The organism is Chromobacterium sp. Ag138 (genome assembly GCF_055181315.1).
Map to the genome: position 1 here is coordinate 2,837,038 of NZ_JBUPWA010000001.1, position 26,263 is coordinate 2,863,300.

27 protein-coding genes, 1 rRNA gene and 2 other annotated features are annotated in these 26,263 nt (G+C 64.3%); of the genes, 2 read left to right on the forward strand and 26 right to left on the reverse strand.

The window, feature by feature from the left end:
• Positions 1–78: 78 nt before the first annotated feature.
• The 25 genes from ACY3GB_RS13065 to ACY3GB_RS13185 form a co-directional block, all read right to left on the reverse strand.
• Positions 79–519 carry a hypothetical protein gene (locus tag ACY3GB_RS13065; RefSeq protein ID WP_463089118.1) on the reverse strand — a complete coding sequence of 147 codons (441 nt, stop codon included), beginning with the start codon at positions 517–519 and terminating at the stop codon, positions 79–81.
• A 17-nt stretch (positions 520–536) separates the two neighbouring features.
• Entirely contained in the window at positions 537–1,904 is a 1,368-nt protein-coding gene (locus tag ACY3GB_RS13070; protein ID WP_463089119.1) for a pyocin knob domain-containing protein, read from the reverse strand.
• A gap of 251 nt (positions 1,905–2,155) precedes the next feature.
• The gene (locus ACY3GB_RS13075) at positions 2,156–2,683 is read right to left on the reverse strand and encodes a tail fiber assembly protein (RefSeq protein ID WP_463089120.1); all 528 of its coding nucleotides are present in this window, start codon (positions 2,681–2,683) and stop codon (positions 2,156–2,158) included.
• Between the two features lie 62 nt (positions 2,684–2,745).
• Entirely contained in the window at positions 2,746–5,295 is a 2,550-nt protein-coding gene (locus ACY3GB_RS13080; RefSeq protein WP_463089121.1) for a LamG-like jellyroll fold domain-containing protein, read from the reverse strand.
• Positions 5,295–5,870, reverse strand: coding sequence for a phage tail protein (locus ACY3GB_RS13085; protein ID WP_463089122.1), 576 nt, complete (start codon positions 5,868–5,870; stop codon positions 5,295–5,297). The genes ACY3GB_RS13080 and ACY3GB_RS13085 overlap by 1 nt, the downstream gene beginning before the upstream one ends.
• A gap of 691 nt (positions 5,871–6,561) precedes the next feature.
• Entirely contained in the window at positions 6,562–6,864 is a 303-nt protein-coding gene (locus tag ACY3GB_RS13090; protein ID WP_463089123.1) for a tail fiber assembly protein, read from the reverse strand.
• 9 nt (positions 6,865–6,873) lie between these two features.
• Positions 6,874–7,548, reverse strand: a complete 675-nt coding sequence (locus ACY3GB_RS13095) for a hypothetical protein (protein WP_463089124.1) — start codon at positions 7,546–7,548, stop codon at positions 6,874–6,876.
• A gap of 10 nt (positions 7,549–7,558) precedes the next feature.
• Entirely contained in the window at positions 7,559–8,275 is a 717-nt protein-coding gene (locus ACY3GB_RS13100; protein WP_463089125.1) for a phage tail-collar fiber domain-containing protein, read from the reverse strand.
• The gene (locus ACY3GB_RS13105; protein WP_463089126.1) at positions 8,265–8,975 is read right to left on the reverse strand and encodes a phage tail protein I; all 711 of its coding nucleotides are present in this window, start codon (positions 8,973–8,975) and stop codon (positions 8,265–8,267) included. The genes ACY3GB_RS13100 and ACY3GB_RS13105 overlap by 11 nt, the downstream gene beginning before the upstream one ends.
• Entirely contained in the window at positions 8,968–10,134 is a 1,167-nt protein-coding gene (locus ACY3GB_RS13110; protein WP_463089127.1) for a baseplate assembly protein, read from the reverse strand. Before ACY3GB_RS13110 ends, ACY3GB_RS13105 begins: the two co-directional genes overlap by 8 nt.
• Positions 10,135–10,150: 16 nt before the next feature.
• Entirely contained in the window at positions 10,151–10,543 is a 393-nt protein-coding gene (locus tag ACY3GB_RS13115) for a GPW/gp25 family protein (RefSeq protein WP_231161224.1), read from the reverse strand.
• Between the two features lie 46 nt (positions 10,544–10,589).
• On the reverse strand, positions 10,590–11,318 hold the full coding sequence (locus tag ACY3GB_RS13120; protein ID WP_463089128.1) for a phage tail protein I: 729 nt from the start codon (positions 11,316–11,318) through the stop codon (positions 10,590–10,592).
• A 90-nt stretch (positions 11,319–11,408) separates the two neighbouring features.
• Positions 11,409–11,993: a hypothetical protein gene (locus ACY3GB_RS13125; RefSeq protein WP_463089129.1), complete on the reverse strand. Its 585-nt coding sequence runs from the start codon at positions 11,991–11,993 to the stop codon at positions 11,409–11,411.
• Complete coding sequence (locus tag ACY3GB_RS13130) at positions 11,990–13,852, reverse strand: phage tail protein (protein ID WP_463089130.1); 1,863 nt, start codon at positions 13,850–13,852, stop codon at positions 11,990–11,992. The genes ACY3GB_RS13125 and ACY3GB_RS13130 overlap by 4 nt, the downstream gene beginning before the upstream one ends.
• Positions 13,853–13,890: 38 nt before the next feature.
• Positions 13,891–14,565 (reverse strand): phage baseplate assembly protein V, encoded by a 675-nt coding sequence (locus ACY3GB_RS13135; RefSeq protein WP_463089131.1) that lies wholly within the window; start codon positions 14,563–14,565, stop codon positions 13,891–13,893.
• The gene (locus tag ACY3GB_RS13140; protein ID WP_463089132.1) at positions 14,562–15,608 is read right to left on the reverse strand and encodes a phage late control D family protein; all 1,047 of its coding nucleotides are present in this window, start codon (positions 15,606–15,608) and stop codon (positions 14,562–14,564) included. Before ACY3GB_RS13140 ends, ACY3GB_RS13135 begins: the two co-directional genes overlap by 4 nt.
• Complete coding sequence (locus tag ACY3GB_RS13145; RefSeq protein ID WP_046157938.1) at positions 15,605–15,820, reverse strand: tail protein X; 216 nt, start codon at positions 15,818–15,820, stop codon at positions 15,605–15,607. Before ACY3GB_RS13145 ends, ACY3GB_RS13140 begins: the two co-directional genes overlap by 4 nt.
• A gap of 3 nt (positions 15,821–15,823) precedes the next feature.
• Positions 15,824–16,738, reverse strand: a complete 915-nt coding sequence (locus ACY3GB_RS13150) for a phage tail protein (protein WP_463089133.1) — start codon at positions 16,736–16,738, stop codon at positions 15,824–15,826.
• Between the two features lie 31 nt (positions 16,739–16,769).
• On the reverse strand, positions 16,770–19,931 hold the full coding sequence (locus ACY3GB_RS13155) for a hypothetical protein (protein WP_463089134.1): 3,162 nt from the start codon (positions 19,929–19,931) through the stop codon (positions 16,770–16,772).
• 108 nt (positions 19,932–20,039) lie between these two features.
• Complete coding sequence (locus tag ACY3GB_RS13160) at positions 20,040–20,177, reverse strand: hypothetical protein (RefSeq protein WP_463089135.1); 138 nt, start codon at positions 20,175–20,177, stop codon at positions 20,040–20,042.
• 16 nt (positions 20,178–20,193) lie between these two features.
• Positions 20,194–20,448, reverse strand: a complete 255-nt coding sequence (locus ACY3GB_RS13165) for a phage tail assembly protein (RefSeq protein ID WP_011133966.1) — start codon at positions 20,446–20,448, stop codon at positions 20,194–20,196.
• 223 nt (positions 20,449–20,671) lie between these two features.
• Positions 20,672–21,196: a phage major tail tube protein gene (locus ACY3GB_RS13170; protein WP_011133965.1), complete on the reverse strand. Its 525-nt coding sequence runs from the start codon at positions 21,194–21,196 to the stop codon at positions 20,672–20,674.
• A gap of 2 nt (positions 21,197–21,198) precedes the next feature.
• Positions 21,199–22,626 carry a phage tail sheath subtilisin-like domain-containing protein gene (locus ACY3GB_RS13175; RefSeq protein ID WP_463089136.1) on the reverse strand — a complete coding sequence of 476 codons (1,428 nt, stop codon included), beginning with the start codon at positions 22,624–22,626 and terminating at the stop codon, positions 21,199–21,201.
• A 2-nt stretch (positions 22,627–22,628) separates the two neighbouring features.
• Positions 22,629–22,823 (reverse strand): hypothetical protein, encoded by a 195-nt coding sequence (locus ACY3GB_RS13180; RefSeq protein WP_021476589.1) that lies wholly within the window; start codon positions 22,821–22,823, stop codon positions 22,629–22,631.
• Positions 22,820–23,278 (reverse strand): Gp37 family protein, encoded by a 459-nt coding sequence (locus ACY3GB_RS13185; protein WP_463089137.1) that lies wholly within the window; start codon positions 23,276–23,278, stop codon positions 22,820–22,822. Before ACY3GB_RS13185 ends, ACY3GB_RS13180 begins: the two co-directional genes overlap by 4 nt.
• A gap of 233 nt (positions 23,279–23,511) precedes the next feature.
• Between ACY3GB_RS13185 and ACY3GB_RS13190 the strand changes: the two genes are divergently transcribed.
• Positions 23,512–23,832 carry a Mor transcription activator family protein gene (locus tag ACY3GB_RS13190; RefSeq protein ID WP_463089138.1) on the forward strand — a complete coding sequence of 107 codons (321 nt, stop codon included), beginning with the start codon at positions 23,512–23,514 and terminating at the stop codon, positions 23,830–23,832.
• Positions 23,833–24,227: 395 nt separating this feature from the next.
• Complete coding sequence (locus tag ACY3GB_RS13195) at positions 24,228–25,382, forward strand: branched-chain amino acid ABC transporter substrate-binding protein (RefSeq protein ID WP_463089139.1); 1,155 nt, start codon at positions 24,228–24,230, stop codon at positions 25,380–25,382.
• Positions 25,383–25,513: 131 nt separating this feature from the next.
• Here the strand turns inward: ACY3GB_RS13195 and rrf are convergent.
• Positions 25,514–25,628 (reverse strand): 5S ribosomal RNA (gene rrf, locus ACY3GB_RS13200).
• A gap of 136 nt (positions 25,629–25,764) precedes the next feature.
• Positions 25,765–26,030: a sequence feature (23S ribosomal RNA rRNA prediction is too short), on the reverse strand.
• Positions 26,031–26,049: 19 nt separating this feature from the next.
• Positions 26,050–26,209 (reverse strand) — a sequence feature (23S ribosomal RNA rRNA prediction is too short).
• Positions 26,210–26,263 lie beyond the last annotated feature (54 nt).

Sequence of the window (26,263 nt, forward strand, 5' to 3'; positions counted from 1 at the left end):
GCTTTCCTGCCGCTTGAATGGAAAAACCTGCCTGGAGACCGGCAGGTTTTTTTATAACTAACGACAACAAGTCTTGCGTCAAACTACCTCATCCAGCTCCGTCGCCGTCTGCGCCTTGCCAATTCGTTCCATCACGGCGCGCAACCGGGCGATAGCGGTATCTACCTGCAGCAACTTCTGTCCAGCCTCGGTCTTTAGCGCATCCGCAGGTACCGCGCCGCCCAGCATCAAAGTGAGAAGCTCTCTTACCGCTCGATGCTGATCGCTCTCCAGCCGGCCGATCTCACCTTGGCAGCGCGCTATTCTGGCTTGGCGCTGCTGCTCGATGGACAGCGCCGGGCCGTCAACCAGGACCGGACAACCATTGCCATCCGCCTGGATAAGCTTGCCCATCTCCTGACCGCGAAACAGCGTCTCATACACAGAAGCCTCCACCTGGACTGCATCCGCGGGGTAGTCTTGTCCATGGACCTCGCTATCGTAAAAACCACCCGTTCCGGCAGAATAAAAAATCGTCATTTCGCTCTCCTCAGTTATCAATATCCAATCGCGATCCAGTCGAATGCCGTTCTTTCACCCACACCGGAAGAGCCAAATGTCTGGGTATAGCCAATCGTCGCCTTTTCCTTTGATCGCCCCCCTACCCAGAAATAGCCTTCTTGCGTCTGGCTGTTGACACTATTCTCATTGCCATTAACCATGATGGAAAAGCATGCCGATGGAAAGCTTGTCCGGAATGTGATCTCGCCCGTCGCGCATAATGGGCTGGCAAAGCCACTAGGTTGTCCTAAGGTTGCTAATAAACTTCCCTGCCCCCACTGGATGATCAGGCCGCTGGGCAACCGCTGGTAACCATTTCCCTCCATTACACCGGAGAAAACCAGATTGCCGCTGTGCCATACTTGTTTCCAGTCGCTCCATATATCATTGTAACGGCTGCGGAAAAACAATTGGGTATTTTGCGGGTGATGGGTCTGATACTGCTGGAAAGTCATGTTGCCACTATTCAAGACGGTCAACGCGCCAGCATCCTTGATGGGAGGATAGTTTTTCCCAGATGCCGCTTGCGCATTCGCTCTTTGCCTCACCCAGCCATTTGACTGCGAAACATTGAGATCTGAATTTTCATCAAGCTCGCCACGAAATGACATCACCGGCCCGTTAATCGCTGCCTGAAAATCAGCTTTTGCCACAAACTTGTCATCCAACATGCCATATGTGGACGTCCAGACCGCTCCCGTCTTATCTACCTCCAATACCTTTTTGGAATCGATATACATCCCAAGTACGCTCGTACCGGTATTGGGTTTATCTCCCAACGCATCCGCGAACAAGCCGGTATCGCCGTCTGGACCGAATGCGAAACCCACATTTGAACCATCTCCAGACGGAATACCCTTTTCCGCACGAACCGTAGTACCCCATACCCGTCCCTGACTATCTTTGCTTGCCGCATCGGTAATGCCATACCCCGCCAGCGTGGTCGGCTTGCCGGTGGATATCTTGCCCCAGTCGTGCGCCGGCACGTCGTCGCCGGTCATTTGCCGGCCTGCTGTGACCCGGCCTTTTCCGTCCACGGTCACCATGCCGTAGCTGCCCGGCGCCACGCCGCTGTCGCGCAGCGTCAGCTGGCCGCTGACATCGCGACTGCCATCGAAGACGACATTCCAGCTGCCGTCGCCGGTCGCCTCGATCTTGCGCGCGGCACTCAGTTTGGCCGCGTTGCCGGCAGGCTGCTTGCCGCTGGCCAGTTGCTCGACCTGGTCCTTCAGGTAGACGGTGCGGTTGGCAAGCTGTTTGCCTTGCAGATTGTCGATGCCGTCCGGCCCGGCCAGCACCGGGTCGGAGGTTTCCAATTGGTAAATGCCGGGTTCCCAGAACAGCTTTTCCTGCAGATTGGCCATGTCATTCCTCACGGTCATGAATAGTGATGGACTGCCAACCCGCAGGCGGCAGAAGCGAAATCAAGACCATGGCGATGAACGCATGCCTTCCCGTCCAAACGCCTGAGCCGCGCCAGATGCGCGACAAAAACCGGCCTCCAGTCAGAGGCCGGCTTTCCGGTCAGGACGACATGGTGCCCAAGCGCGCTGCGCGCGGATTGGAACGGAGTTTAGGAAAGGGGTTTACGACTTCCGTCTATTCGGCGAGATGCTCAGGCGGGCTGCGCGGGCCATGCGCTGTCCGCCAGCAATGGCCAACCTGCTTGCTGCGGCAGGCGGGATAAATCGACGCAGTAGCGTTTCCACTCCGCCAGCTTGGCCTGTTCCGCAGCGCTGGCTATACCCAACTCCACCGCGTCCTCCAAAGGCTTACGCTGTTGCAAAGCCGCTGACAAACGCTGCTGTAGCCGCAATTGCGCCGCCGCCGTCTGGGCCGCCCGTTGCGCCGCATCATCCACCGCCCATGCATCGTCCTTCCAAACGGCGAAAGCAGGCGGTTGCTGCGTCGTGGCGTTCAGGCTGTCCGGCGTGTCGCCGATTTCCGGCATGACCCGCTGAGCCGTCTGTTTGCTCCACAACGGCGTCGCGCGCCAATCAACCTGCAAGGCCCACGCGCCATCGCAGAACACGGCAACCTGACGCTCTCCTGCCTGCGGCGGCTGTTGTTCGCTTGTGAAACCCGGGATCAGCCAGACCTCCTCCACATCCAGCGGCGAACGATCCGCCGACGCCAGGCCCAAATACTCGCCGGTTTGCGGGTGATAGCTGTAAACGATTTTCTGTTCTTGCATAACGAATCTCCTCAGTATTTGACGCAGGCGAGCAGCGCGACGTTGCGGGGACGGGTGGAGCCGTAGCCAAAATTCCAGCCATTGCTGTCCAAATCAGGATGAACTTCCTGGCCAGGAATCCAGGCTCGGCTCATCTGGTACCACAGCTTGCTGACTGGATCCGCGCCTAAGTCTTGATATCCATCTAGCGCGTTATCGGTCGCATGAATTGGCGTGCCTACGCAAATCGCGCCCAGAGTTGGATCCGAAAAAGTCAGCGTTCCCTTTTGCCATGAACCGAATGCCCGCTTTTCCACATCTTTGCGGCTGTCGCTCCAGCCACGAATGAATTCGCCGCACAGATTAGGCAGATAGAATTTCCCGGCATCCGGGGCAAGCTGATAGCCCGTCGGAATGGTCGGCACCGCAAAATTACCGGCATAGCGGCACACTTTGCTGATTTTCCAGTCTTGGTAGTAAGCCGTGGTGGAGCCCGCGACACCCGGTGCGCCGCCATCCACGCCGAACACCAGCGTGTTGTCCGGGATGGCCACCCGAGTCGCGCTAACCAGGCTCCACACTTGCACCCCATCGACAAACAGACGGTAAGTCGAGCCGTCGTAGCTGAAGGCGATGTGATACCAGCGCGGGGAGTTGAATACGCCGGAGGTCCCCAGCGATGCATTGGCAAAGAAGCTCGTACTGTTGCACAGCCATACCAGAGGCGCGCGGCTGGCCCTATCGATGGCGATCGTGATTTCACCAATCGAGGTAGAAGCATTCATGCTGACCAACCAGGCTGCGCTGTAACCGTTGGAGCCGCCCGTGCCGGCGAAAGTCGGATAATGCCAGCCCTCGATGGTGAAGGCATTGGCATTGAACGCCTCAGTCAGCCCCAACGTCGCATAGCCGCCGCCAGCGACCGTCTTCAGGCTGGCGCCGCCAAACTTGGCCTGCTCGGTGGACATGTCCGTACCGCCATACACGATCAACTGCTTGTTCCAGACGCGGTCCAGCAAGGTATCCGCGGCGTCAAGCCGCAACATCGCCTGCGTCGAAGGGTCGATCGGAGCGAAGGTCTGGCCGATAGCCGCGTACAGATTGCCGTAAGTGGCCTGGGAGACCTGGGCGCCATTCGCCTTCAGCCAACCATCAGGAGCATTCGGCATGGAGAAATAGGCGACTTGTCCCGTCGGCGCGGCAGAGCCGCTGACCTGCCCTCCTCCCAGCAAAGGCATGCCGTTCACCAGCTCGAACGCCACATCCAGCTGCGCGTCGGGGCTGGCGGGCTTGTCGCCGCAATAGCGTTCCAGGCCCTGGCCCTCCCCGGAGCCGGCCCGGCCAATCAGCAAATAGGCGCTGCGATACTGGAATTTGTCGCTGGCAAACACCGCGCTGCTGGCGCCGCAGCGATACAGCGCCTGCGGCAAGCCGCCAGTCAGGCGATTGCCCTGGGGCTCATCCCAGGTGTAAACAATTACGGTGACACCATCCGGAGCCGCATTAAGCCAATCCGCCGCGGCCTTGTCCTGGCCATTCCCGCCGCAAACATCAAATGTGGCGGAACGGCTCACGGCTCCGGCCGCATCCAATTGCACCATATTGTAACTGCGGGCCACGGGACCTACGCCAACGCCGTCGATCTCGACTCCTGCAACGCCATTCTTCGCCGAATAGCCGCCAGCCCGCACGCGTATCATCCGGCGACTATTAACCCTGGCCGCCACCTTGGCCAGATCGTCAGCGCTGGCGGCATCTGCAATTCCATAGCCAGACAGCGTAGTCGCCTTGTCGGCCTTGCCTGCCAGCATCTTGGTCATCGATGCCGCGTAATTGGCGTCATTGCCCAGTGCGGCCGCCAGTTCCTGCAAGGTATTCAACGCGCCCGGCGCACCGGAAACGATGCCATCCACAGCCACCTTCAGATCAGATTTGCTGGCCCCATCCGTGATGCCATAACCCGCCAGCGTCGTCGCCCTGTCCGCCTTGCCCGCCAGCTTGCCGTCCACCGTCGCGGAATACTTGGGATCGTTGTTCACCGCCGCCGCCAGCTCCTGCAGCGTGTTCAGATTTACCGGCGCGCCGGACACCAAACCATTCACCGCATTCTGGAGATCGGTTTTGCTGGCGCCGTCGCCAATGCCATACCCCGCCAGCGTGCTCGGCTTGCCGGTGGATATCTTATTCCAGTCATGCGCCGGCACGTCGTCGCCGGTCATTTGCCGGCCTGCTGTGACCCGGCCTTTTCCGTCCACGGTCACCATGCCGTAGCTGCCCGGCGCCACGCCGCTGTCGCGCAGCGTCATCGCCGCGCTGGCGTTGCCGCTGCCATCGAACATCACGTTCCAATTGCCGTCGCCGGTCATCGCGATGTTGCGCGGCGTTTTCAGCCGATCGGCGAACTCCGCCACCAGCGCGCCGGAAACCAAATCATCTATCTGTTTTTTCAGATAGGCGGTGCGGTTGGCCAGCTGCTTGGCTTGCACGTTGTCCACCCCATCCGGCCCGGCCAATACCGGGTCGGAGGTTTCCAGTTGATAAATACCCGGTTCCCAGGTGATTTTTTCTTGCAGATTGGCCATCAGGCGGTCCCTCGGTTGAATTGCTTGTTGCGGCGGATGACGCCGTTGTGGCGATTGGCCACGGCTTGGTATTCCAGGCTGGCCAGCTGGCAGCGCGCCGGCGCGTACAGCGCCAGCATGCGGCGCAGCTGGGCGGCCTGGTCGTTGGTGATGGGCTGGCTCAGCAGCACCCTGTATTGGTTCCAGCTGTTCGGATCGCCATGGACGTAGTAACCGTTGCGGCGGATGACGCCATTGCGGCGCTGGCCGGCCAAACCCTCGATCAGCCCCACCTCGCCCAGGCCCAGCCGGCGAATCACCTCGCGTATCGCCCATGGCGTGCCCTTGTAGCGGTGCAGCTCGTTGGCGCTGTGCAGCAACGCGCGGCGGGCGTCGTCGGACTCGGCCAGCGTCCAGCCTTCCTCGCCGTGGATATGGAATTGCTCGGCCAGCAGCGGCAGCACGTCCGGCTGCACGGTGTCGATCAGGTTCACCAGGAACACCGACAGGTCAAGGTCCGGCACTCGCTGGGTGAGCCGGGACAGCGGCCCAAAGCGTTGGTCGCGCGCCAGGATGGAGGGAATGGCGTCAGTCATCGCTCGCGCCTCCTGGCTGGGGATATCCGCCCGTCGCCGCTTGACGGCGCGGGCGAAGGCCGGGTTGCAGATGCATGGAGACCTCCTTGTGCTTGAAAAGAGATAGGGGATGGGACGGAGCGCCTGCGCGATCCGCGAATGGGAAGGAAGAAATGGCGGCGGAACAGCCGCCGGAGAGAGGTCAGCGGGCGTTCATCGCCACGCGCAGCACGGCCAGCGGACGGCAAACGCAATGGAGGGATGCAGGCTGCCGAATCTCGGGTCCGGAACTTGGCTGGATATCTTGTTCCGACTTCCCGAAATGGGGATCAAAAGCGGTGGATAGGATGCGTGTGCAGGGTTCGGAAACAGGGAGAAGGGACATGGGCAGGCTCCTTGAAGCCAGGAGAGAAAAGCCGGGATGAGCCAGAAGACCAGCATGGCGCAAGCAAGAAAGGGAACGGAAACCGCCAAGCGGAAAACCTAGAGATCCAGCGGGATAAAAATCAGAAACAACAGAGGAAAAAACCAAGAGGGGGAGCAGTGACCAGAGCGCGGGAAGCCCTGTTTTGACAAAACAGAGGAGGACCGCCGGGCATCAAGCTGAGCCCGACGGCAAAATCAAGTCTAGTGTGGGCATGACGGAAGTGGGCCGCCGCCATGCATCAGCCTTACTGCATCAAACCATACCAGCCAGTATGTGGCCGGCAGCTCAGACAGGAAGCTGCGGCCAGGCGACCTGGCCCACATCGGCTATCGTTTCGGGCAGGTCGCGCAGCGCCTGTCGATATTTGGCCCATGCGGACTTCTGCTCAGCGGACAACACGGCATCCTGCACCTGGGTCCAGTCGCAGGCGCGCAGGCGCTGGTCGCGCTCGGCGCGCAGCGCGATCAGCGCCGTCTCTTTGCGCGCGTCGGCGATCGCCTGTTCGCTGGCGCCGAAGACATCGCGCGCCTCCTGTTCGGATACATTCAGAATTTCCCCTCGCGGGGTTTGCACAGAACGCAGCAGCATGACAGTTCCTTAGATATTGGCAATCGGGGTGGGAATGGAGATGGCAGAGTTCCAGACCGGATCGACGGTCGCCAATGGAGACACCTTAACTCCACCTCCTTTGTATGGCGCTGTCGCGTCCGGGTACAAAACCGAGTCCGGCTGCATCAAAGGCGTCAGCCCTTCCGTTCCTCCATACAACTTACCTTGGCCCAGGTCAAAATCAGCCAGGAAGTCATAATGCATGCCGCCGCCTCGCAGCCAAACCACGCGGCCAATCAAATCCGTGCGCACTTTGGCCACGGCTTGGTGGTAGGCAAAGCCATAATATTCAGCCCTCGTCATCCAGAAGTCGGACCAGGCCGAACCACGAATCGACAGCTCCAGCAACAATCCGGCGACATGGTCGGCGCCCAGTGAGGACGGATGCGCCGCATCATAATGACGCATGATTACCAACCTGCCGCATTTTTCATACGGACTAGCCCAGATCGGAACAGGATAGTAGGTATTGGCATCCCCTCCGATCTCCACGCTGTAATGGAACGGCAGCGTCATCTCGTTGCGAGCGTTCTGCCGCCACGCATCCAGCTCGGCCGTCTTGGCCGCCACCTTGGCGTCGATGTCGGCTTGCTTGCCGGCGACGGTGCTGGTCAGATTGTTCGATGCCGTCACCAGGGCGGCTACCTGTTGCTCCAGACTCATGGTCTCTCCTTCACTTGGGATTCAAAACACTGCGTTGCAGGGTCAGGCATTGCAGCTGGATCAGCGCCGCAGCCTGGGCAGTGGCCAGTTCGGCCAGATCGTCGCGGTATTGCTGTCCGCGCCGGTCAAGGGATAGCAAGGCATCGTCGTGGCCGTTCAAGCGGCCGTCGTGACCAGCCAGCCGCTGCTCGGTCTGGTCCTGGCGCACCTGCTGAGCGCGCAGGGTGTCGTCCCGCTTGAGGCCGCGCGTCATTTCATCTATCTGCGCCATTCCCAGACTGGCCAGCTCCTCAGCCAACGCCAGACTCAAACCGGCTCCGGTCGACTGGACCGTCACGCTGCCCGCCGGCACGCCGGACAGGGCCAGGTCGAAGGCCAGCAGCAGTTCCAGCCCGGCCTGCTTGTAAGCCAGCGCCTGCTTGGGATCGGACCAGATGGCCAGCGGCTGGCCGCCCTCCAGGATGAAGGCCACCTCGCGCACCCAGAACTCGGTCTGGTCGCTGGCCAACGCGGTCAGGTGCAGCTGGCGCGGGCCCTGGCTCTGGCCATCGGCGATCGGGTAACGAACGATCTCGTTGCGCAAACCGGTTTGGCCCGCATCCGGCTGGTAGCCGGCATCGCCGAGCGCGACATGGGTGATCCGGAGCTGGACGCCGTCATGGCTGGCCAGCTGAATCGCGGCCAAGCCGCCATCCAGTATCTGTGGAATCAATGGGTTACTGCTCATCGCGGTTCATCTCCATTGGAAAACGCGCCACCGCCAGCGGCGCCAAAACACCAGCAAAGCGCAGCGGCTGCAACAAAGGTTTGGCCGGATTCGGCCGGCATTCGGCGCCGTTGCGGTTCAGCGCCCTCCCCGTCATGGCGCCGGCCCAACGCAGCGGCTGAGTAAACACCGCGCCGATCTTGAAGCCGTAGCTACTGCGCGCAGGTTTGACGCTGTTTATCATTCGCCTCAAGCGGGCATACAGATCCGGATTGAGCAGCGCCTGATCCGACATCAGATTGTCGTTGGCCCAGGCGGTGAGATCGAAGGTATAAGGCTGACTGGAGCCGGGCTGCTCCCACCACTCTTTCAGTTCGATCTCGATACCCAACACCCGGAACACCTCGTTCACCGCCCAGCGCGTGCCCTTGTAGCGGTGCAGTTCGATCGCGCGCTTGATCAGCTCGCGCTGCTGCGTCTCGCCGGCGGCCAAGAGCCAGCCTTCGTCGCCGGACACGTGGAACTGCTCGGCCAGCAGCGGCAGCAGCTTGGGCTGCGCGCAGTCCACCAGGTTGACCAGCAGATCCAGCGTGTCGAAGCGGCCTTGCGTCTGCGGATTGGCCTCGTCCCCGCTCGGCACGCCCAGGCGGCGGGTCAGCTCGGCCAGCGGGCCGAAGCGGGCGTCCCGCGCCAGCAGGCCAGGCGTCGCGTCCTTAGCCATTGTCGACACTGTCCACGCTCAGGCCGGCGATGCCGTTGGTGCAGTGCGCCCAACCGTAGGACGGCACTTTCCGCACCGCGGCCGGCTGCTGCAGATTCACCTGGTACACGCCCGGCACCGACAGCGCCGCCACCAGCTGCGAGGGCACGATGTCGTTGCCCAACTTGGCCTGCTGGGTCTGCAGGTAGGCCTGCAGCGCGTCTTGCGCCCGCTGCAGCACCTGCTTGGCGTCCGAGCCGGCGTAGAGCTGCAGGCTGGCGACGACCTGGTAGGCGAATTCCACCGGCGGCTTCACCGACACCTTGTCGGTCAGCGGCCGCACCCGGTCGGCGCTGCAGGTGTTGGCCACCTTGGCCCGCAGGTCGTCGCTGGGCAGCCCGCCGCTCGTCAGCGGATACAGCCAGACTTCGCCCGGCTGCGGCACATCCTCCGGCTTGCCGCCCTCTTCCAGATTGTTGGCGCTGACCACCGCCACATCGACGATGCTCTGGTCGGCGCGCAGCGCATGGTGGCGATAGGCGGCGGCGCTGCCGGCCACGCTGAACGATTCCGGCGCCAGGCGGATGCGCTGGCGCAGCCGCTCGTCGTCCTCGGCGTCGGCGCCGCCGGCGCTGACCTCCGTGTTCCTGACCGTCACGTTCACGCCCAGGTCGTCCACCAGCTGGTTGATGGCGCCCGGCTCCTGGCCGTTGCCGCCCATGCCCGGCTCCACCGCCACCACGGCCAGCGTCACCGGCACTTCCTGGTCCTTCAGGATGTTCACCACCGCCTCATCGATGGTCTGGAACTGGATGTCGCCGCGGCCGGCCACCAGCGTCTGCCGCTTGATGACCACCGTCTGCGGCGCGCCGGCCGCGAAGGTGAAAGTCACCTTGCTGCGCGCCGGCTGCGCCGGCAGGCGGGTGACGCCCACCAGCTCGCCAAGGTAGTCCAACATCGGCGCGCGGGCGAAGGCCACCAGGTTTTGCCGCCCGGCGTCGTTGAAGGCGGCGCGGGCCACGCTTTCGCGGTAGGCGATCAGGTCGATCAGCAGCCGCTCCACCTGGCCCGGATAAAGCGTCTTGCCGGCCATGTTCTGGTAGGCGGTGATCAGTTCGTTGGTGATTTGCTGCGGATCGTCGTCGATAAACTTCGGAAGGTCGGTCGTCGTCTGATTCATGGCTCTTGTCCTAGATTCACAGCCTGAGTTCGGTTTCGCGGATCACGCCGTCGGCCAGCTTCCATTGCGCGCACAAGTGCGCGCCGCCGTCGGCCTCGATGCTGAACAGCACCTTCAGCAGCTGGATGCGCGGCTCGCCGTACAGCGGATGGCTGATCGCCGCCACCGCCTCCCGCACCACATGCGGGCGGGCGCGGTCCACCGGGTAGTCCAGATAGCGGAACAGGTCGCTGCCGAACTCCGGCCGCAGCGGATCGCTGCCCTTGGGCGTGCCCAGGATGATCCGCAGCGCCTGGTGGATGTCGTCCAGGTTCTCGACGATGTCGGCGACGCTGGCGCCGGGTCTGGCATCGCGCGGCTGCAGCGCCGGCTGCCAGTGCAGGGATGAGATGTCGGTTAGCTGTGTCATGGCGTCTATGGTGCCAAAGCCTCCCAGGGGCGGCTTTTAAAGGATTTTAGGAATGGAGTTGAAGCGGGCGCGGATAGAGGGTGACCGCCTCCCGGCAGGGCAGGCCCATGCCCCAGCGCAGCGGAAGCCGGCCATCCAGCCGCGCCCGCTGCCAAGGCAGGACGGTGACGGTTTCGACGCCGCCATGGGCCGCGCCCAGGCGCAGCGGCCCCTGCTGGCGCAGCTCGCGCCGCGCCTGCGGATACACGCTGGCCACTTCGCCGCCGGCGGAAACGGCGGCCACGACGGGCAGCCGCTCGCGCAGTTCCATTCGCAAGTCCAGGCTCTCCAGCCGGGAGCGGGCATTGCGGTACTGGTCCAGCATCTGGCGTAAAGCCTGGTAGGTGGCTTCGTTCAGGCCGCGGCCGGACAAGTCGAGATCAACCTTGAAATGAAAGGGCCGGCCCTGGTACTCGAACCATTCGCTGATGCGGCCGTCCAGGCCCAGCGTTGCCAGCACCCGCTGCAGCGCCCAGCGCGTGCCCTTGTAGCGATGCAGTTCTATCGCCTGCTTGATCAGATCGCGCCGCCGCGCTTCATCGGCAGCCAGCTGCCAGCCCTCGTCGCCGGCCACGTGCAGCTGCTCGGCCAGCAAGGGCAGAAAATCGGCCGCCACCTGGTCCACCAAATAGACCAGAAAAGGAGATAGATCGATGCGTTGCAGGCGCCGGCTCAGCTCGGCCAGCGGCGACAGCCGCGTGTCGCCGGCCAGCACATTGGGAGTGATGTCGGTCATCGGATCGCTTTGGAAAAGGCGCGCCGGCCGGGATGGCCGGGCATGGAAAAGAAGGAGAAGGCCGGCGGCGCGCGGCCGCCGGCCGGGGGATCAGGCGCCCCGGGAGAACAGCTTGAGAGAAGAACGCCAGAAGCCGCCGGCATCGACCGCGCCGCCTGCCGGCTCGGCCAGCGCGTCCGGCGCTTCAGCCAGCCGCTGCAGTTTGGCCAGCACGTCCTCGGCCGCCGCGCGCGCGGCATCGGCGTCGGCCGCCTTGCGCACCGCCTCCTTGCCCGCCAGGCGCAGCGCTCGGATCGCGTACAACGCCTGGTCGCAGGCGGCGGCCTTGGCCAAGATGCCGTCCGCCGCGTCCTTGCCGGACAGGCCTTTGGCACTGGCCCAGGCCCGCACCGCCGGCGGCGCGTCGCCCTTGCAGCCGCCGTCTTTATAGGACTGGGCCTCGGCGGCGGCCTGCCGGTATTCCAGCGCGCGCAGCTCGCTGCCGACATAAAGCTGGCTGGCGGCGTCGGCGGCGGCATCGAGCCGGCCGCAGGTTTCCAATCTGAATTGCTCCAGCTGTTGTTTCGCCCAAGCATCGTCTACAACCCAGGCCTCTCCATTCCAGGCATGAGCAAGAGAGGGCCGCTGCGGACGCAGCTCGCCATCGTAGGACAGCAAATCGGCTACCATTTTCATCGAACAACCTCCCAGCTCAGCAAAGCATTGACGCAGTTAGAAAAACTAATGGCCAAACCAGAGTCATAGTCGGCTTGCAACAGGTTTTTGGTTCCCTCCCCCATCAAATGCTCATCACCGTTGGCACCTGTCACATCGCCGATCTGATGCTCCAGCTGCAATACCTGCCACATGGATTTTCCTGCGATGTGCTCAAACATCCCGGTACTCGTCGATACCGTCGCATCACCGACCACGTTGCCTGAAGTGAGAATGACGGCGCCGCCAGCAGCCCAATACAAAGAACTGCCCGCAAAATAGTTACTGCCATTTGGACCGCTAGGGGCTGCATACCAATACGCACCTCCAGTCCAACCTGAGGAACCATGCATAACCGAAGATATTGCCGACGCATGCGGAGTAACAATTCCTGTTGAAATACGCCCCGTCCGCATGAACGGATCAAATGGCAAATAAACCGTTCCGTTGCCATTCATCGTCGCCGACCAGGCATCCTGTCCGCGGTTGATCACGCGCTGCGCCGTCGGCGCGGAACCGGGCGCTCCAGTCAATACGCGGGCAAGACAGACATCCAGCGCCGTGGAGTAAAATCCGCCACCGCTGACGCCATTGACGCTACCTTTCAAGCCATCCGGCTTAGCATCATTCAATTGTCCGCGCTGTACATAGATCGTTAAACCGCCCACCCCAATTTGGGCACGCAAGTAATATTCGGCATTGGCTTGCAACGCCGGACTCGTCCACGCAGACGTGACAAACGAGCGAACGCGGCCGTTTTGTCCCGCGACCACCTCCTGCGCCAAAGTTAACGTCACACCGGCAGGTATCGAAATGGAGCCCCCTTGCCCAGCTACCGCTGTAGCCGTCACCGTTAACCGGTTGTCTGGCGTGCAGATCACTGGCAGGGGCAAGGCTGCCAATGGCAATGCCAGATCCGCGCTCAAACCGTAATCATCGGCCGAAGATGGATTGCTGCCGCCCACCACCTGCCCCCGCGCATTGACGGTGACGCTGCGGTAGGTGCCCGCTGCCACGCCGGTGTTGCCGGCGATCTGGGTGAAGGCCAGCGCGGTGGTGCCCAGCGCAATGGGCGACGGCGTGGTCAGCTGCCACAACGACCCGCCGTTGGCCGCGCCCTGCTCCACCGCGACGAACAGCCCCGGCGTCACTTCCAGGCTGATGTTGGCGTCGGCGGCGCGCGCCCAGTTGCCGGCGCCGGCCACATAGATGCCGTTGTCGGCGCCGGCGGCCTGGTTCTTGACCAGCACCCGGTCGCCCAGCTGCAGCACGACGCCGTCCACCGTCTGCAGGCCGGTCAGCATGACGGGGCCGGTGGTCGCCGCCCTAACCGACGGTTTGCCGTCCAGCTTCGCCAGTTCCTCGGCGATGCGCGCGTCGACGCTGCCGCGGGTGGCCAGCACCACGCTGGGGTCCACCATCAGCGTCACCGCCGCGGCGTTGGACACTTCCAGGATCATCCGCACATACAGCTGCTTGTTGGCGCCGTCGGCCAGCACCGGCTTGTAGCTCTCCGGAAACTTGCCGACCGCGAACAGCGCGCCGTCGGCGTCGAACACGCCCACTTCGCGGATGGTGAAGCCGCCCACCTGGTCCGGGATCACCAGCTCGGCGACGATCCAGTTGGGATTGGCCGGGTCGGTGGACAGGTGGTTGAGTCCGGCGCGCCAGGCCTCGCTTTTCAGCGCGGTCTGGCTTTCGCTCGGCGTGTAATACGCGCCGTTGTCGCCCTCGCCCACCGCCATCTGGCTGAGCCTCAGCGGCGCGCCGCCGCTGGCGGCGGCGGCCAGCTTGGCTTTGCCGACGGCGGTGAGCAGGGTGAAGAAATCGTTGTTCATCATGGTCTCCAATCAAACTGCGAATAAGATGGCACCGCGGCTCAGAGCGGCGGGCTGGTCGGGCCGTGCGCGCCCATGTGGTTGTGGCCCACCAGGCTCTTGCCGCTGGCGGTGACATCGCCGCTGACGCTGACGCTGCCGCTCACCGTGGCGCCGCCGCCGGACACCGCCAGGCCGCCCTGGCCGGTGATCGCGCCCTGCACTGTCAACGTGCCGCTGATCTCGGTGGCCGGCGCGTCGATGCTGACCTTGCTTGCAGCCTTGATGGTGACGGTCTGGCCGCCGTCTATAGTGACGCTGGCAGCAGCACGGATCAGGACGTCGGCCTGGGTCTCCACCACCACGTGCTTGACCCCGCCGTTGACGGTCAGCTGGTGCTGCTGGCGGTCGTACTCCAGCACCGCGCCGTCGGAGAAACGGCGCTGCCATTTCTCCTCGCTCGCCACCGGCACCGCGTCCGCCTCGGAATAGATGGCACCCAGCACCACGCCGTCCTCGCCTCGGGCGTCCATCAGCACCGCCACCTGCTCGCCGATGTCCGGCAGCCAGTAATCCTTGTCCTTCAGGCTCTTGCGGCTGAGCACCGGCAGCCAGGCGGTCAGCAGCTGGCCCAGCTCCGGCAGCCGCACCCTCACCCGCTGGGTGGCGGCGTCATGCTCGGCCACGCTGCCGAATTTCAGCGTGGCCAGCGCGTCGGGCAGGGAAACATCGTTCATTTCTTCTCCTTGGCCGCGGCGGGCGCCGCGCGTTTCAGGTCCAGTTCGCAGATGTAGCCTTCCTGCCGCGACAGGCGGTGGCGGGCGCGTTCTATCAGGTAGCGGCCGGACAGCTTGCCGAAGCCGGACAGCTCCACGTTGCGGCCGGCGGCCAGCTGCGGCGAACCGTCCACGGTGACGCTCATCTCGGTGCGCGCCAGCTGGCGGCGCTCCATCTCGGCCTTGGCCTGCAATTCCGCCTGCTCGCGTCCCCCGGACTTGCGGGTGAGCTTGACCACATCGGCGCTGCTGGCCTTGCCGCCGGGCGCGCGCGCGTCGGCGCCCACCCGCGCCGTCTGCAGCTTGCGCTTGTGCGGGTCGTGATAGCTGACCTCCACCGCGCTGGGCACCTGCGACAGCTGGTCGCGCGCGCGCCAGGCGATCAGGTCCGCCGGCGCGAACCGGCGCACGCTGGCCGACGCCACCAGCTCGGCGCGCTTCCAGAACACCAGCTTGCGGTTGTTGTCCATCACCTTGCAGACGTAGCCGTAGTGGCTGGACACCCGCTGCAGGAATTGCAGGTCGGTTTCGTGGTACTGGGTCAGGCGCTCGATGGCGACATCCTCGATCTTGCCCTCCAGCTTCATGCCGTGGCGCTTGGTGATGCGCTGCGCCAGCGCCTGCAGCGTCAGCTTGTCGTAGGCGCGCCCCTCCGGCGTGCGCAGCGGATGCTGGACGCCGGTGGCCAGCGCGCGGATGTGGACCACCGACGGCGGCGCGCTGTAATCGACCTCGTCCACGTCGAAGCTGCCCAGCGCCACCAGCGCCGCGCCGCGGTAGCCCAGCTTGAAGTCCAGCGTCGCGCCCTTATCCGGATACCAGCCGTTCAGCCAGCGGCCGTCACAGTCTTCCAGCTCCACCTCCAGCTCGTCCGACTCGCCGGACAGATGGTCGGTGTAGCTGATGTTGAGCGCGTACTGCGCGATGTCGGCGGTGATGGACTTGCCGTTGTAGCTGAGCTCGAACGCCGGCGCCGCCACATCCTGGATGCGGCTGTCGATCATGAGCGCCTCCACGGCGGCAGCTCATCCAGCGCCGCCTCGTCGCGCGCCTCCAGCAGCGGGATGGCCAACTGGGTGCCGGCCGGTAGCGTCTCGCTGATCGGCGCCTGCGGATTGGCGGCGATCAGCATCACCATCTGGCCGACATCGCCGTAATAGCGCCAGGCGATCTGGTCCCAGCGCTCCCCTTCCTGACAGATATGCTTGAGAAACATGGTTCACTCCAGAATGCGGCGCAGCACCGCTTTGGCGGCCAACTTCGCCATCTCGATATCGCGGGTCGGCCAGTTTTTGTCGATGTCGCGGACCGTCGCCTCCGCCTTGCCCAGCTTGTCGGCGACGTTGTCCAGCGTGCAGCCCTGCATCGTTTCAGCCAGCGCGCCAAGCTGGCGGCCCATGGCTTGAAACTGCGGGATCAGCGGCTTGATGCTCTCAGCCAGCCGCGAATACGGCTGGATGAACTGGTTCAGTCGCTCCACGCCCTGGGCGATGCCCGGCACCGCCGTCTGCACGTCCTTCAGCACGCCCGGCACCCGTCCCAGCGCCGACAGCGGATCGCGCCGCGCCAGGTCTTTCAGCTCGCGTACGTCGTTGACCACCTTGCGCGCCTGCACCGCCATGGTCTTGGCCTGGGACAGCGCCTTGCTCAGGCCGGACAGGTCAGGCTTGAAGCCGGCGCCGGCCAGCGCTTGCTGCAGCTTGGCCTGCGGCAGGCCGCTGACGCTGCCCAACAGGCCGGGCTTGGGCGACGGCGCCGCCTGGCCGCGGAATTCGCGCAGCGACAGCTGCGCCTCCACCGCCAACAGATTGCCGGTGCGGTCGCTCTGGCGGCCGGTGCTGGTCAGCTCGGTGATCACGAAATGGCCCTTGTGATCGCCGTTGCCCAACACCAGCGCCAGCGCCTGGTGCGTCTGGCGGGCGGCGTGCAGCCGCTGCAGCTCGGCGTCCGGCTGGCAATAGGCGGCATGCAGCACCAGGTCGATGCGCACCTCGTCCAGCCGGTCGCCGACAAACTGCAGCACCGGTTTGCCGCCTATCCGCGCGTGCTCGGCGTAATCGCTGCCGCCGCGCTGCTCCAGGCCGTCGAAATAACTGATCAGGTCGAACTCGATGTCACCCAGTACCGCGTACATCGTTTGCTCCTTTCTTCATGGATGCCTCTCCTCAGCCGCGCGCCGCGTAGCTGCGCCGCTGACGGTCGGCCTCGTAGCGCTTCATCATTCGTTCGAACTCGGCGAAAGACTGCTGCATCGCCTGCTGCGCCTGCTGCTTGACGCCGGACGACGCCGCGCCATTGATGGTGATCTGCGGCGAGAAGGTGATGTTGAACACGGCGGCCGGACCGGCGGGCTTGGCCGCGGCCTTGTTGGCCGTCTGCTGGATGCGCCGCAGCTGTTGCGCCTGCTGCGCCTGAGCGGCCGGCTTGGCAGCCGGTTTGGGCGATGGTTTGACTGGCGCCGCCGGCTTGGGAAGCGCCACCGGCTTGGGCGGGATCGCCCGCTTGGGCACCGCCACCGGCTTCGGCGCCGCGCTCGGCTTGCCTGCCCAGTTGCCTATCTTCTCGCCCAGCCATTCGCCGCCCTTCTGCCCCAGCCAGCTGCCCACCTGCCGGCCGACAAAGGTGCCGACGCCGGGCAACAGCATGGTGCCGATGGCTGCGCCGGCCGCGCCGCCGGCCAAGGCCCCGGCGGTGCCGCCCAGCGTCTTGCCGTAGGCGGCCGCCTTGGCTTGCGGGCTCAGACTGGATCGGCTGGTGGACAGCAAGTCCATGCCCACACCCAGCAGATCGGCCTTGCCGATCAAACTCTTCAAGCCCTTGCCGCCCTTGCTCAGCGCTTTGAGTCCGGTGTTCAGCAGGCCGCCGCCGGACTTGGGCAGCTTCAATCCGGACAGCAAGCTCTTGCTCTTGCCCGGCAGGCCGCGCGCTTCTTTCAGCGCGTTGCCAGGCTTGAGCGATGGCTTCGCCGCCGGCTTGGACGCTGCGTTGGGCTTGGCGGGAGACTCGGCCTCGGGAACCGGCTTGGCCCTTGTCTTGGACTGGGGTTTGGCGGCCTCGCCGGTTTTCGGCGTTTTGGCCGCTGGCTTGGCGGCCGGGCGCTTTTTCCCCTTCCCGTCCTTGCCGCCGGCTTTGGAGCCAGAGTCGCCGCCTGCTTCATCGCCGTCCAGCAAGGAGCCGGCGGCGGCCATCGCCTTCTGGAAAACGTTGCCGGACGCGCCGGAGTAAGCGCGCAAGGCCTTGCCCGCCATCCCGCCGGCCTTGGATACGGTCTTGCCCAGTTCCTCCAGCTGTCCCAGCCCGCCCAATATCGAATCGACGCTGGGCAGCGCGCCGCCCAGCTTGGCGTTGAGCTTGCCATGCACGTAATCCAGCGCTTCGCGCCCCTCGCCCTTGGACAGCGCGGCACGCAGCCTGCCGCTGGCGTCGGCCACTACCGCGCCGCCGCGCTTGGCATAGTCGGCCGCGCCGGTCAGGCTCTTGCCGGCGTTGCCTGGCTTGAGATCGGACCATTTGACGCCGTCCAGGCTGCGCAGCGTGACGCCGGCCAGCTGGCCGGTCTTGGACACCATCTGGCCCACCATCTCGGCGGTCTTGAGGCCGCCCAGTATCTTGTCGACGCTGGGCAATTTGCCGCCCAAGGCTTTGTCCAACTTGCCGTGGACGAAGTCCAGCGCTTCGCGCCCTTCGCCCTTAGACAAGGCGGCGTGCAGCTTGCCGCTGGCGTCGGCGATCACCGCGCCGCCGCGCTTGGCGTAATCGGCCTTGCCGACCAGGCTCTTGCCGGCGTCGCCCGGCTTGAGGTCGGACCACTTGACGCCGTCCAGGCTGCGCAGCGTGACGCCGGCCAGCTGGCCGGTCTTGGACACCACCTGGCCCACCGTCTCGGCGGTCTTGAGGCCGCCCAGGATCTTGTCGACGCTGGGCAGCTTGCCGCCCAGGGCCTTGTCCAGCTTGCCTTGGAGGAAATCCAGCGCTTCGCGCCCTTCGCCCTTGGACAAAGCTGCATGCAGCCTGCCGCTGGCGTCGGCGATCACCGCGCCGCCGCGCTTGGCGTAATCGGCCTTGCCGATCAAGCTCTTGCCGGCGTCGCCCTGCTTCAGATCAGACCATTTGACGCCGTCCAGGCTGCGCAGCGTGACACCGGCCAGCTGACCGGTCTTGGACACCACCTGCCCTACCGTCTCGGCGGTCTTGAGACCATCCAGAATCTTGTCGACGCTGGGCAATTTGCCGCCCAAGGCCTTGTCGAGCTTGCCGTGGACGAAGTCCAGCGCTTCGCGCCCCTCGCCCTTGGACAAGGCGGCATGTAGCTTGCCGCTGGCGTCGGCGATCACCGCGCCGCCGCGCTTGGCGTCGTCGGCCTTGCCGACCAGGCTCTTGCCGGCGTCGCCCGGCTTCAGATCGGACCATTTGACGCCATCCAGGCTGCGCAGCGTGACGCCAGCCAGCTGGCCCGTCTTGGACACCACCTGGCCCACGGTCTCGGCGGTCTTGAGACCATCCAGAATCTTGTCGACGCTGGGCAGCTTGCCGCCCAGCTTGGGATTGAGTTTGGCGTGGATCGCCTCCAGCGCCTTGCGCCCATCCCCTTTGGACAGCGCGGCATGCGCCTTGCCGCTGGCGCTAGCGACGGCAGCGCCGGCTTTTTGGGCCAGATCGGCGGCGCGGATCAGTTCCTGCCGGGTCGGCAGGCGGAGTTTGCCAAGGGAGAGATCGATGCTGGGCCAGCGCCAGCCGGAAGAAGAGGACGGAGAGGAGGGAGAAGGGCGTTGGGCGGGCGCGTCGCCGGCATCGTCGCCGCCGTCGCCGCTCCGATTGCCGCTTTTGCTCCCGGTCCCCTGGCCGCCGCGCCCGCCGGACTGGGACTCGCCCGCCGGCGGCAGATTGCGCTCGGCCTTGCCCTGGTCGCGGCGCTGGCTTTCCAGCTTCTGCTCGACCATGCGGATGGACGCGCTCAGCCGGATCGAGGCCATGACCTCGATCCGGCTTTGCTGGATGCGCAGCGTCGACTGCAGCGCGCCGCCCGGCGCGATGTTCAGCGCCCGGCCGCGGCGCAGGCTGGCCTGCCAGGCTTCGTGCTGGCGGGTCAAGCGCCCGAGCGTCGCCTCCAGCTGGCGATGCTGGCGCTCCAGCCGCGCCAGGTCCAGCCCGGCATAAGCCCGGCGCGTGCGCTCGACATTGCCGGCCAGATCCTTCTGCGCGTCGGACAGGCGCAGGCTGCTCTTGCGCAGATCATCCATCGCGGAACGCGCGGAGCGGAAGGCGTTGTCGAACACCCCGGACAGCGTCGCGCCCACCTTAAGGCCGATGAAAAACTCGCTTACCATGGTGATTGCCTGTATTTGGGGAATAGAAAGGGCGATCGGCCCCGTCCCGGCGGGCGGGAGGCGGCCGATCAGGAAAAGATTCGGACTGGGAGCGGCCGGGCCGCCGTCCTACATGGCGTCCAGCAGGTGCTGCTGGCGTTCGTTGCGGCGCTGGACCTCGCGCTCGGCGACTTCGCACCAGAACCAGTAGTCGTCCAGCGCCAGCGCGTCGATCTCCGACGGCGGCAAGTTCAGCACCGTCAGCAAGACCTCGTCGAACGACTTAAGCGTTGTCGGATCCGCCCACCATTTCGCGAAAGCTGTCGGCCAGCGCGCGGCTGTCGGCGATGTCCAGCTGGTCGATGTCTTCCAGCGTCAGGCCGGTCATGCGGGCGAACAGGAAGTCTTCCTGGTCGGCGTCGTCCTGGCTGTGGTGGCTGGCGGCCTTCAAGTCGGCGCGCTTCAGGCGCGCCACTTCCAGCGTGTCGATGCGTTGGCCGGCGGCGTTGGTGAACGGGTATTTCAGCTTGATCTGCATGATCGCTCCTTGAAGCGGGTTGGGATGCCGTCATTTTCCGGCAGCCGGCATCCGGGGTATGCGAAAGCGCTTTAGGGATTTGCTTTAAGAGCCTGCTGGCAGGGCTGCGCGGATCGGAAAAAGATCGTGAACCGGCGCCAAAGACGGCTGGCGGGGTCGGGAGGCGTCCTCCCCGCCAGCCGCGCCCAACCGCCCGCGGACCAGGTCCGCGGGACAGCCGGGATTAGCCGCCGATGTTCTGGCGATACAGCTCCAGCATGTCGTTGCCGCCTACGCGGAAGATGTTGGCCATGTAGTCCAGCTCCAGGATGTCCTCGCCGTCCACCACCTGCTTGACGTAGGTCGCGGTGAAGGCGGAGCTGAAGTCGGCGTTTTCATGCTGCTTGAAGGTGCCCAGCGGGTTCTTCTTGAACATCACGGTCAGGAAGGTGACCAGGCTCACCTGCTGCAGGCGGCCTTGCGAGCCGTAGGTCTCGATGCTGGAACGGGCCTGCAGCTGCACCGCCTGGAACGGATTGGCGATGATCTTGGCCACGTCCTTGTACAGCGAGTTCCACTTGATCTCGCCCTCCAGCTTCTCGAAGCCGGCCGGCAGTTCGATCTTGCCGACCATGCCCAGCGCCTTGTGCTCCTGCATGATGGCGGACACGTCCGGCAGCTTGATCTCTTCGGCGCGGCCCAAGAGCGAGTTGCCGTTGATGTAGATGTTGGCGTTGGTGATGCGGTTGATTTCAATCTTGCCGGCCATGATTAATTGCCTCCTTTCAGGCTGAGCAGGTATTCCGAGGTGATCTCGGTTTCAAAGGTCAGGCGTTCCAGCGGCGGGGCCACGGTGTACTTGTAGCTGATCAGCAGGTGGCCGGCGGACAGCTCGGTGGCCGGGTTGCGGGCCGGGTCGAACCAGGCTTTGAAGCCCAGCAGCGCGCCGTCGCCGATCAGCTTGCGGCCGTAGCCGTTCACCGATTCCACCAGCGCGTCGATGGTGGCCTGGTTCAGCGGCATGTCGATGAACTGCTGGCTGAAGTAGCGGATCGACTCGTTGATCACGTCGCCGGTGCGGCGCACGTTCTCGAAGTTGCGCATGTGGCTGACCGCCGGCCAGGCCGCGGTGCGGTTGCCCCACAGGCGGAAGCCTGAGCCGTAGCTGTTGAACACGGTGGTGATGCCCTTTTCGTTCAGCTGGTTCACCTCGCAGCTCGGGTCGTCGATCATCGCGGTCAGCTGGCGCTCGACGCCGACCACGCCGGCCAGCTCCTGGTTGGAGCTGGACCACCAGAAGCCCTTGTCGTTGTCCACCTTGGCCCGCAGGCCGGCGGCGCGGGACGACAGCGGCTCGTAGCGCAGGCCGCCGTTGCCGTCGGCCACCATCACGTGCGGGTAGCACAGGCGGACGCGGTCGCTGGAGGTGTTGAAGTTGATGGTGCCTGCCGGGCCGCGACCGGCCAGCGCGTCGGCGAAGGCGGTGCCGATCGGCGCGTCGACGTAGGCGATGGCGTCCAGCTTGTCGGCCATCGCCGCCATTTCCGCGGCGACGGTGTTCTGGGTGCAGAAGCCCGGCGCGATCAGCAGCTTGGCGAAGAAGCCGAACTTGTTGTAGGTGTCCTGCAGCGCCTTGATGCCGGTGCGGTTGCCCGCGGCGTTGACGGCGCCGATGATGTCGGCGGCGGTCACCTTGGACGGATCGGCGTAGTCGTAGCTGGCATTCAAGCTAGCGCCAGCGGCGATTTTGCCAGTCTTCAGGCGAGTGATCTTGCCGAAGGCCGCGTCCAGCGCGTAGTCCTGGCCGGCAACATAAGGAGTGGCGCCGTCAGCGCTCTTGACCACCACATTGGCCACCGCCGGATACTTCAGGCGCACGGAGTCGGTGACCGGGTCCAAAGTCACGGCCTCGTCCTTGATCGAACTCTTGTGCGCCACCGGATCCAGCACGTTGATCACCACCACGGTGCCGGCGCCGTGATCGTAGATCCCGGTCAGCGCCTGCGGAATGGTGAAGCCGGGCAGTTGCGGGCCGAAGGCCGCCGCGTCTTTTTCCGACAGGGTCAGCGTGGTCACGTTGACCGCGCCGGCCGGCGCGGTGCCGATCAGGCCGATCACCGCCGACTTGACGGTGCGCACCGGGCGCGGGCCGCGTTCGACTTCGATCGTTTCAACGCCATGCAGATAGTTTGCCGCCATGCTTACTCTCCTTGTTCAGCGGTATGGGAAGGGATGGTTTCGCCCGCGGACTGCGCGCTCAGGTAACCCAGCGCCACCAGGGTGCGGGTGTAGCTGTGTTCTTCCGGCATCTCCACTTCCTTGCCGGGAAACAGCATGATTTCCTGGCCGTCGCCCAGGGTGACGCCGCTGATCGGACCGGAATACAGATACTTCATGGTTGCTCCTCGTATGAGACTGCGTTAAGCATGATCACGGGCTCCAGGTCGGCCTCCGTCACTTGCAAGGTGTCGGTGGCCAGCGCGATGGCGTAGCGCGCCACGCCGTCGCGATAACCCAGAAAAGTCTCCGACAGCAGCCACGCCGGCTGGCAGTCCGGCAAGGCGAAGCCGAGGCAGGCCCGCCGTATCGCGTCCAGCGCGTCGCAATCCCCCAGCCCGGCGTCCCGCTGGTTCAGCAGCACCGTGATCGCCAGCTGCAGCGTGCGCACCTGGCCGTAGCCGTCGCGCAGCGGGCCGAACTGGCTGCCGCGCAGGCACAGCAGGACCGCGCCCTGCGGATGCGCCAGCGGATAGTCGTCTTCGGCGCCGGCGAAATACTCGACGGCCAGTTGCGGCGCCGCGCCGCGCAAACGCGCCAACAGCGCGCCGACAATCTGGGAAGTGCTTGCCACAGCGGAACTCCAAGCAGAGGGGAAAAGAGACGCGCGGAAACCGCGCTCGGACTGCCGGCCAGCGGGAGTCGCTTGCCGGATGTGGCGAAGAATGCTGCAGGGAGGGGGCGGGGTTCTTGTAGCCGCTGTTACTAAATGCGGCACTGACATCGCGCTGACACCGGTCATCCGGCTTGGGGTAACGGGAAATGGAACAATGCCATCCATCAGAACAACATCACGCGGGAGCGCACATGCAGGCACCACTTCGCAGCAAGGGACCGGAACTGCTGGCCGACCTGACCGACCACATCACCGCGGCGCTGCGCCAGCTGGCCAACACCGAAGATCGGCAGGCGGAGAAGATCGCCCTCGAGATCACCCGGCGCATGGCCCAGCACTGGGGCGGCCAGAACGTCTACTTCCCGCTGGGCAAGAGCAGCAAGTCGGCCGAGCGCGACCGCTGCATCCTGGCGGAATTCAACGGCGCCAACCACGCCTCGCTGGCGCAAAAGCACGGCATCTCGGTGCAGTGGGTCTACAAGATCATCAAGAACGCGCGCAGCGCGTCCTGACGCCGCCTCTCTCCAGGCGTTGACTCCGTTCGATTGACAAAAGCGGGATCGGCCGACACAGTAAGCTCACGCCGTCAGAGCCTGTTCAAAGTCTTTTTGCGGCAGCGGCCATTTTCTGCCGGATGCAAGGCGCGGAAAACGGCACGCCGCAGTGTCATTCACTGCAAGGGCGGTTTGACAAAGCCAGGCGCCGGCAGAAAACGGCCCCAAGGGGCAGTTCAGCCAGCAAACCACCTGCCGCGTTGTCAGGCTAGGCCTTGGATAGCCAAGGCCTACGCCCTCCGCCTTGCATCTGGCTTGCTAGCTGAAGTGCGCTGCTCACAAAAAGACTTTGGACAGGCTCTCACACCGGCGCAACTATCAAAATAAACAAAGAGCATCAGGAGAGATTCATCATGAAAACCCGACACAGTCTGCTGCTGTGCACCTTGGTGGCAGGCGTCGCCGCGTGCAACAAACCCGCCAGCCAGGCGCCGCAACCGGAACAGGCCGCCACCGGTTCCGCGGTGGTCAAGATCGGCACCGCCAACCCGCTGACCGGCCCCTTCGCCCACTGGGGGCGCGACGCCGACAACGGCGTCAAGCTGGCGGTGCAGGAAGCCAACGCCGAGAAGCTGACGCTGGACGGCAAGCCGGTCACCTTCGAAGTGGTTTCAGAAGACGATCAGGCCGATCCCAAGGTCGCCACCCAGGTGGCCCAGCGCATGGTGGACGCCAAGGTAGCCGGCATCGTCGGCCACCTGACCTCCGGCGCAGCCATTCCCGCCTCCCGTATCTACGCCGACGCCGGCATCCCGATGATTTCCGGATCGGTCACCAGCCCGTCGTTCACCCAGCAGGGCTATCACAACACCTACCGCCTGATAGCCAACGACCTGCAGCAAGGCCAGGCGCTGGCCAAGTACGCGGTGGACAAGCTGGGCGCCAAGCGCGTGGCCGTCATCGACGACCGCACCACCTACGGCCAGGGCCTGGCCGACGACTTCGCCAAGTCCGCCGAGCAGGCCGGCGCCAAGGTGGTGAAACGAGAATTCACCACCAACACCGCCACCGACTTCATGGCGGTGCTCACCTCGATCAAGGGCGAAAAGCCAGATCTGCTGTTCTACGGCGGCATGGACGCCCAGGCAGGACCGATGGTCAAACAGATGGCCAAGCTCGGCCTCAAGGCCGCCTTCATGGGCGCCGACGGCGTCAACACGCCGGAGTTCGCCAAGCTGGGCGGCGACAACGCCGAAGGCAGCTACGCCTCCAGCGCCGGGGCGCCCAAGGAAAAGCTGCCCGGCTACGGCGAGTTCAGCCAGAAGTACAAGCAGCAGTTCCAGGCCGACATCCAGGCCTATGCGCCGTACACCTACGACGCCGCCAAGGTGCTGATCGCCGCGATGAAGCGCGCCGGCTCGGCCGAACCGGCCAAGTACCTGCCGGAAATCGCCAAGACCGACTACCAGGGCGTTACTGGCCCGGTGAAGTTCGACGCCAAGGGCGACATCCAGAACGCCACCGTGTCGCTGTACCAGCTGAAGCAAGGCAAGTGGGTGGGACTGTAAGCGTCCAAAGCAGCATTCAAGTAAAAAACCCCGCCAGTCTTCTGGCGGGGTTTTTCATGGGAACGCGCTCAGCGCGGCGCGCGCACAAAGCACAAAGCCCAGCTCGGTTGAGCTGGGCTTCGTTATGGGGCGTCTGGCGGTGTCCTACTTTCACATGGCGAATGCCACACTATCATCGGCGCTAAGGCGTTTCACGGTCCTGTTCGGGATGGGAAGGCGTGGGACCACCTCGCTAAGGCCACCAGACATAAACTGGCACAAACTTGAAGAAGCCTGGGCTGGTATTCAACCAGCCCGCATATATTCGGTATTTGATGTACGTCGCACATCCACTCTCGTCACTTAGCCTCGCTAAGCCACTCAAATGATAGGATCAAGCCTCACGAGCAATTAGTATCGGTTAGCTTCACGCCTCACAGCGCTTCCACACCCGACCTATCAACGTCCTGGTCTCGAACGACTCTTCAGGGAGGTCAAGCCTCCAGGGAAGTCTCATCTTCAGGCAAGTTTCCCGCTTAGATGCTTTCAGCGGTTATCTCTTCCGAACTTAGCTACCCGGCTATGCCACTGGCGTGACAACCGGTACACCAGAGGTTCGTCCACTCCGGTCCTCTCGTACTAGGAGCAGCCCCCGTCAAACTTCCAACGCCCACTGCAGATAGGGACCAAACTGTCTCACGACGTTTTGAACCCAGCTCACGTACCACTTTAAATGGCGAACAGCCATACCCTTGGGACCGGCTACAGCCCCAGGATGTGATGAGCCGACATCGAGGTGCCAAACACCGCCGTCGATGTGAACTCTTGGGCGGTATCAGCCTGTTATCCCCGGAGTACCTTTTATCCGTTGAGCGATGGCCCTTCCATTCAGAACCACCGGA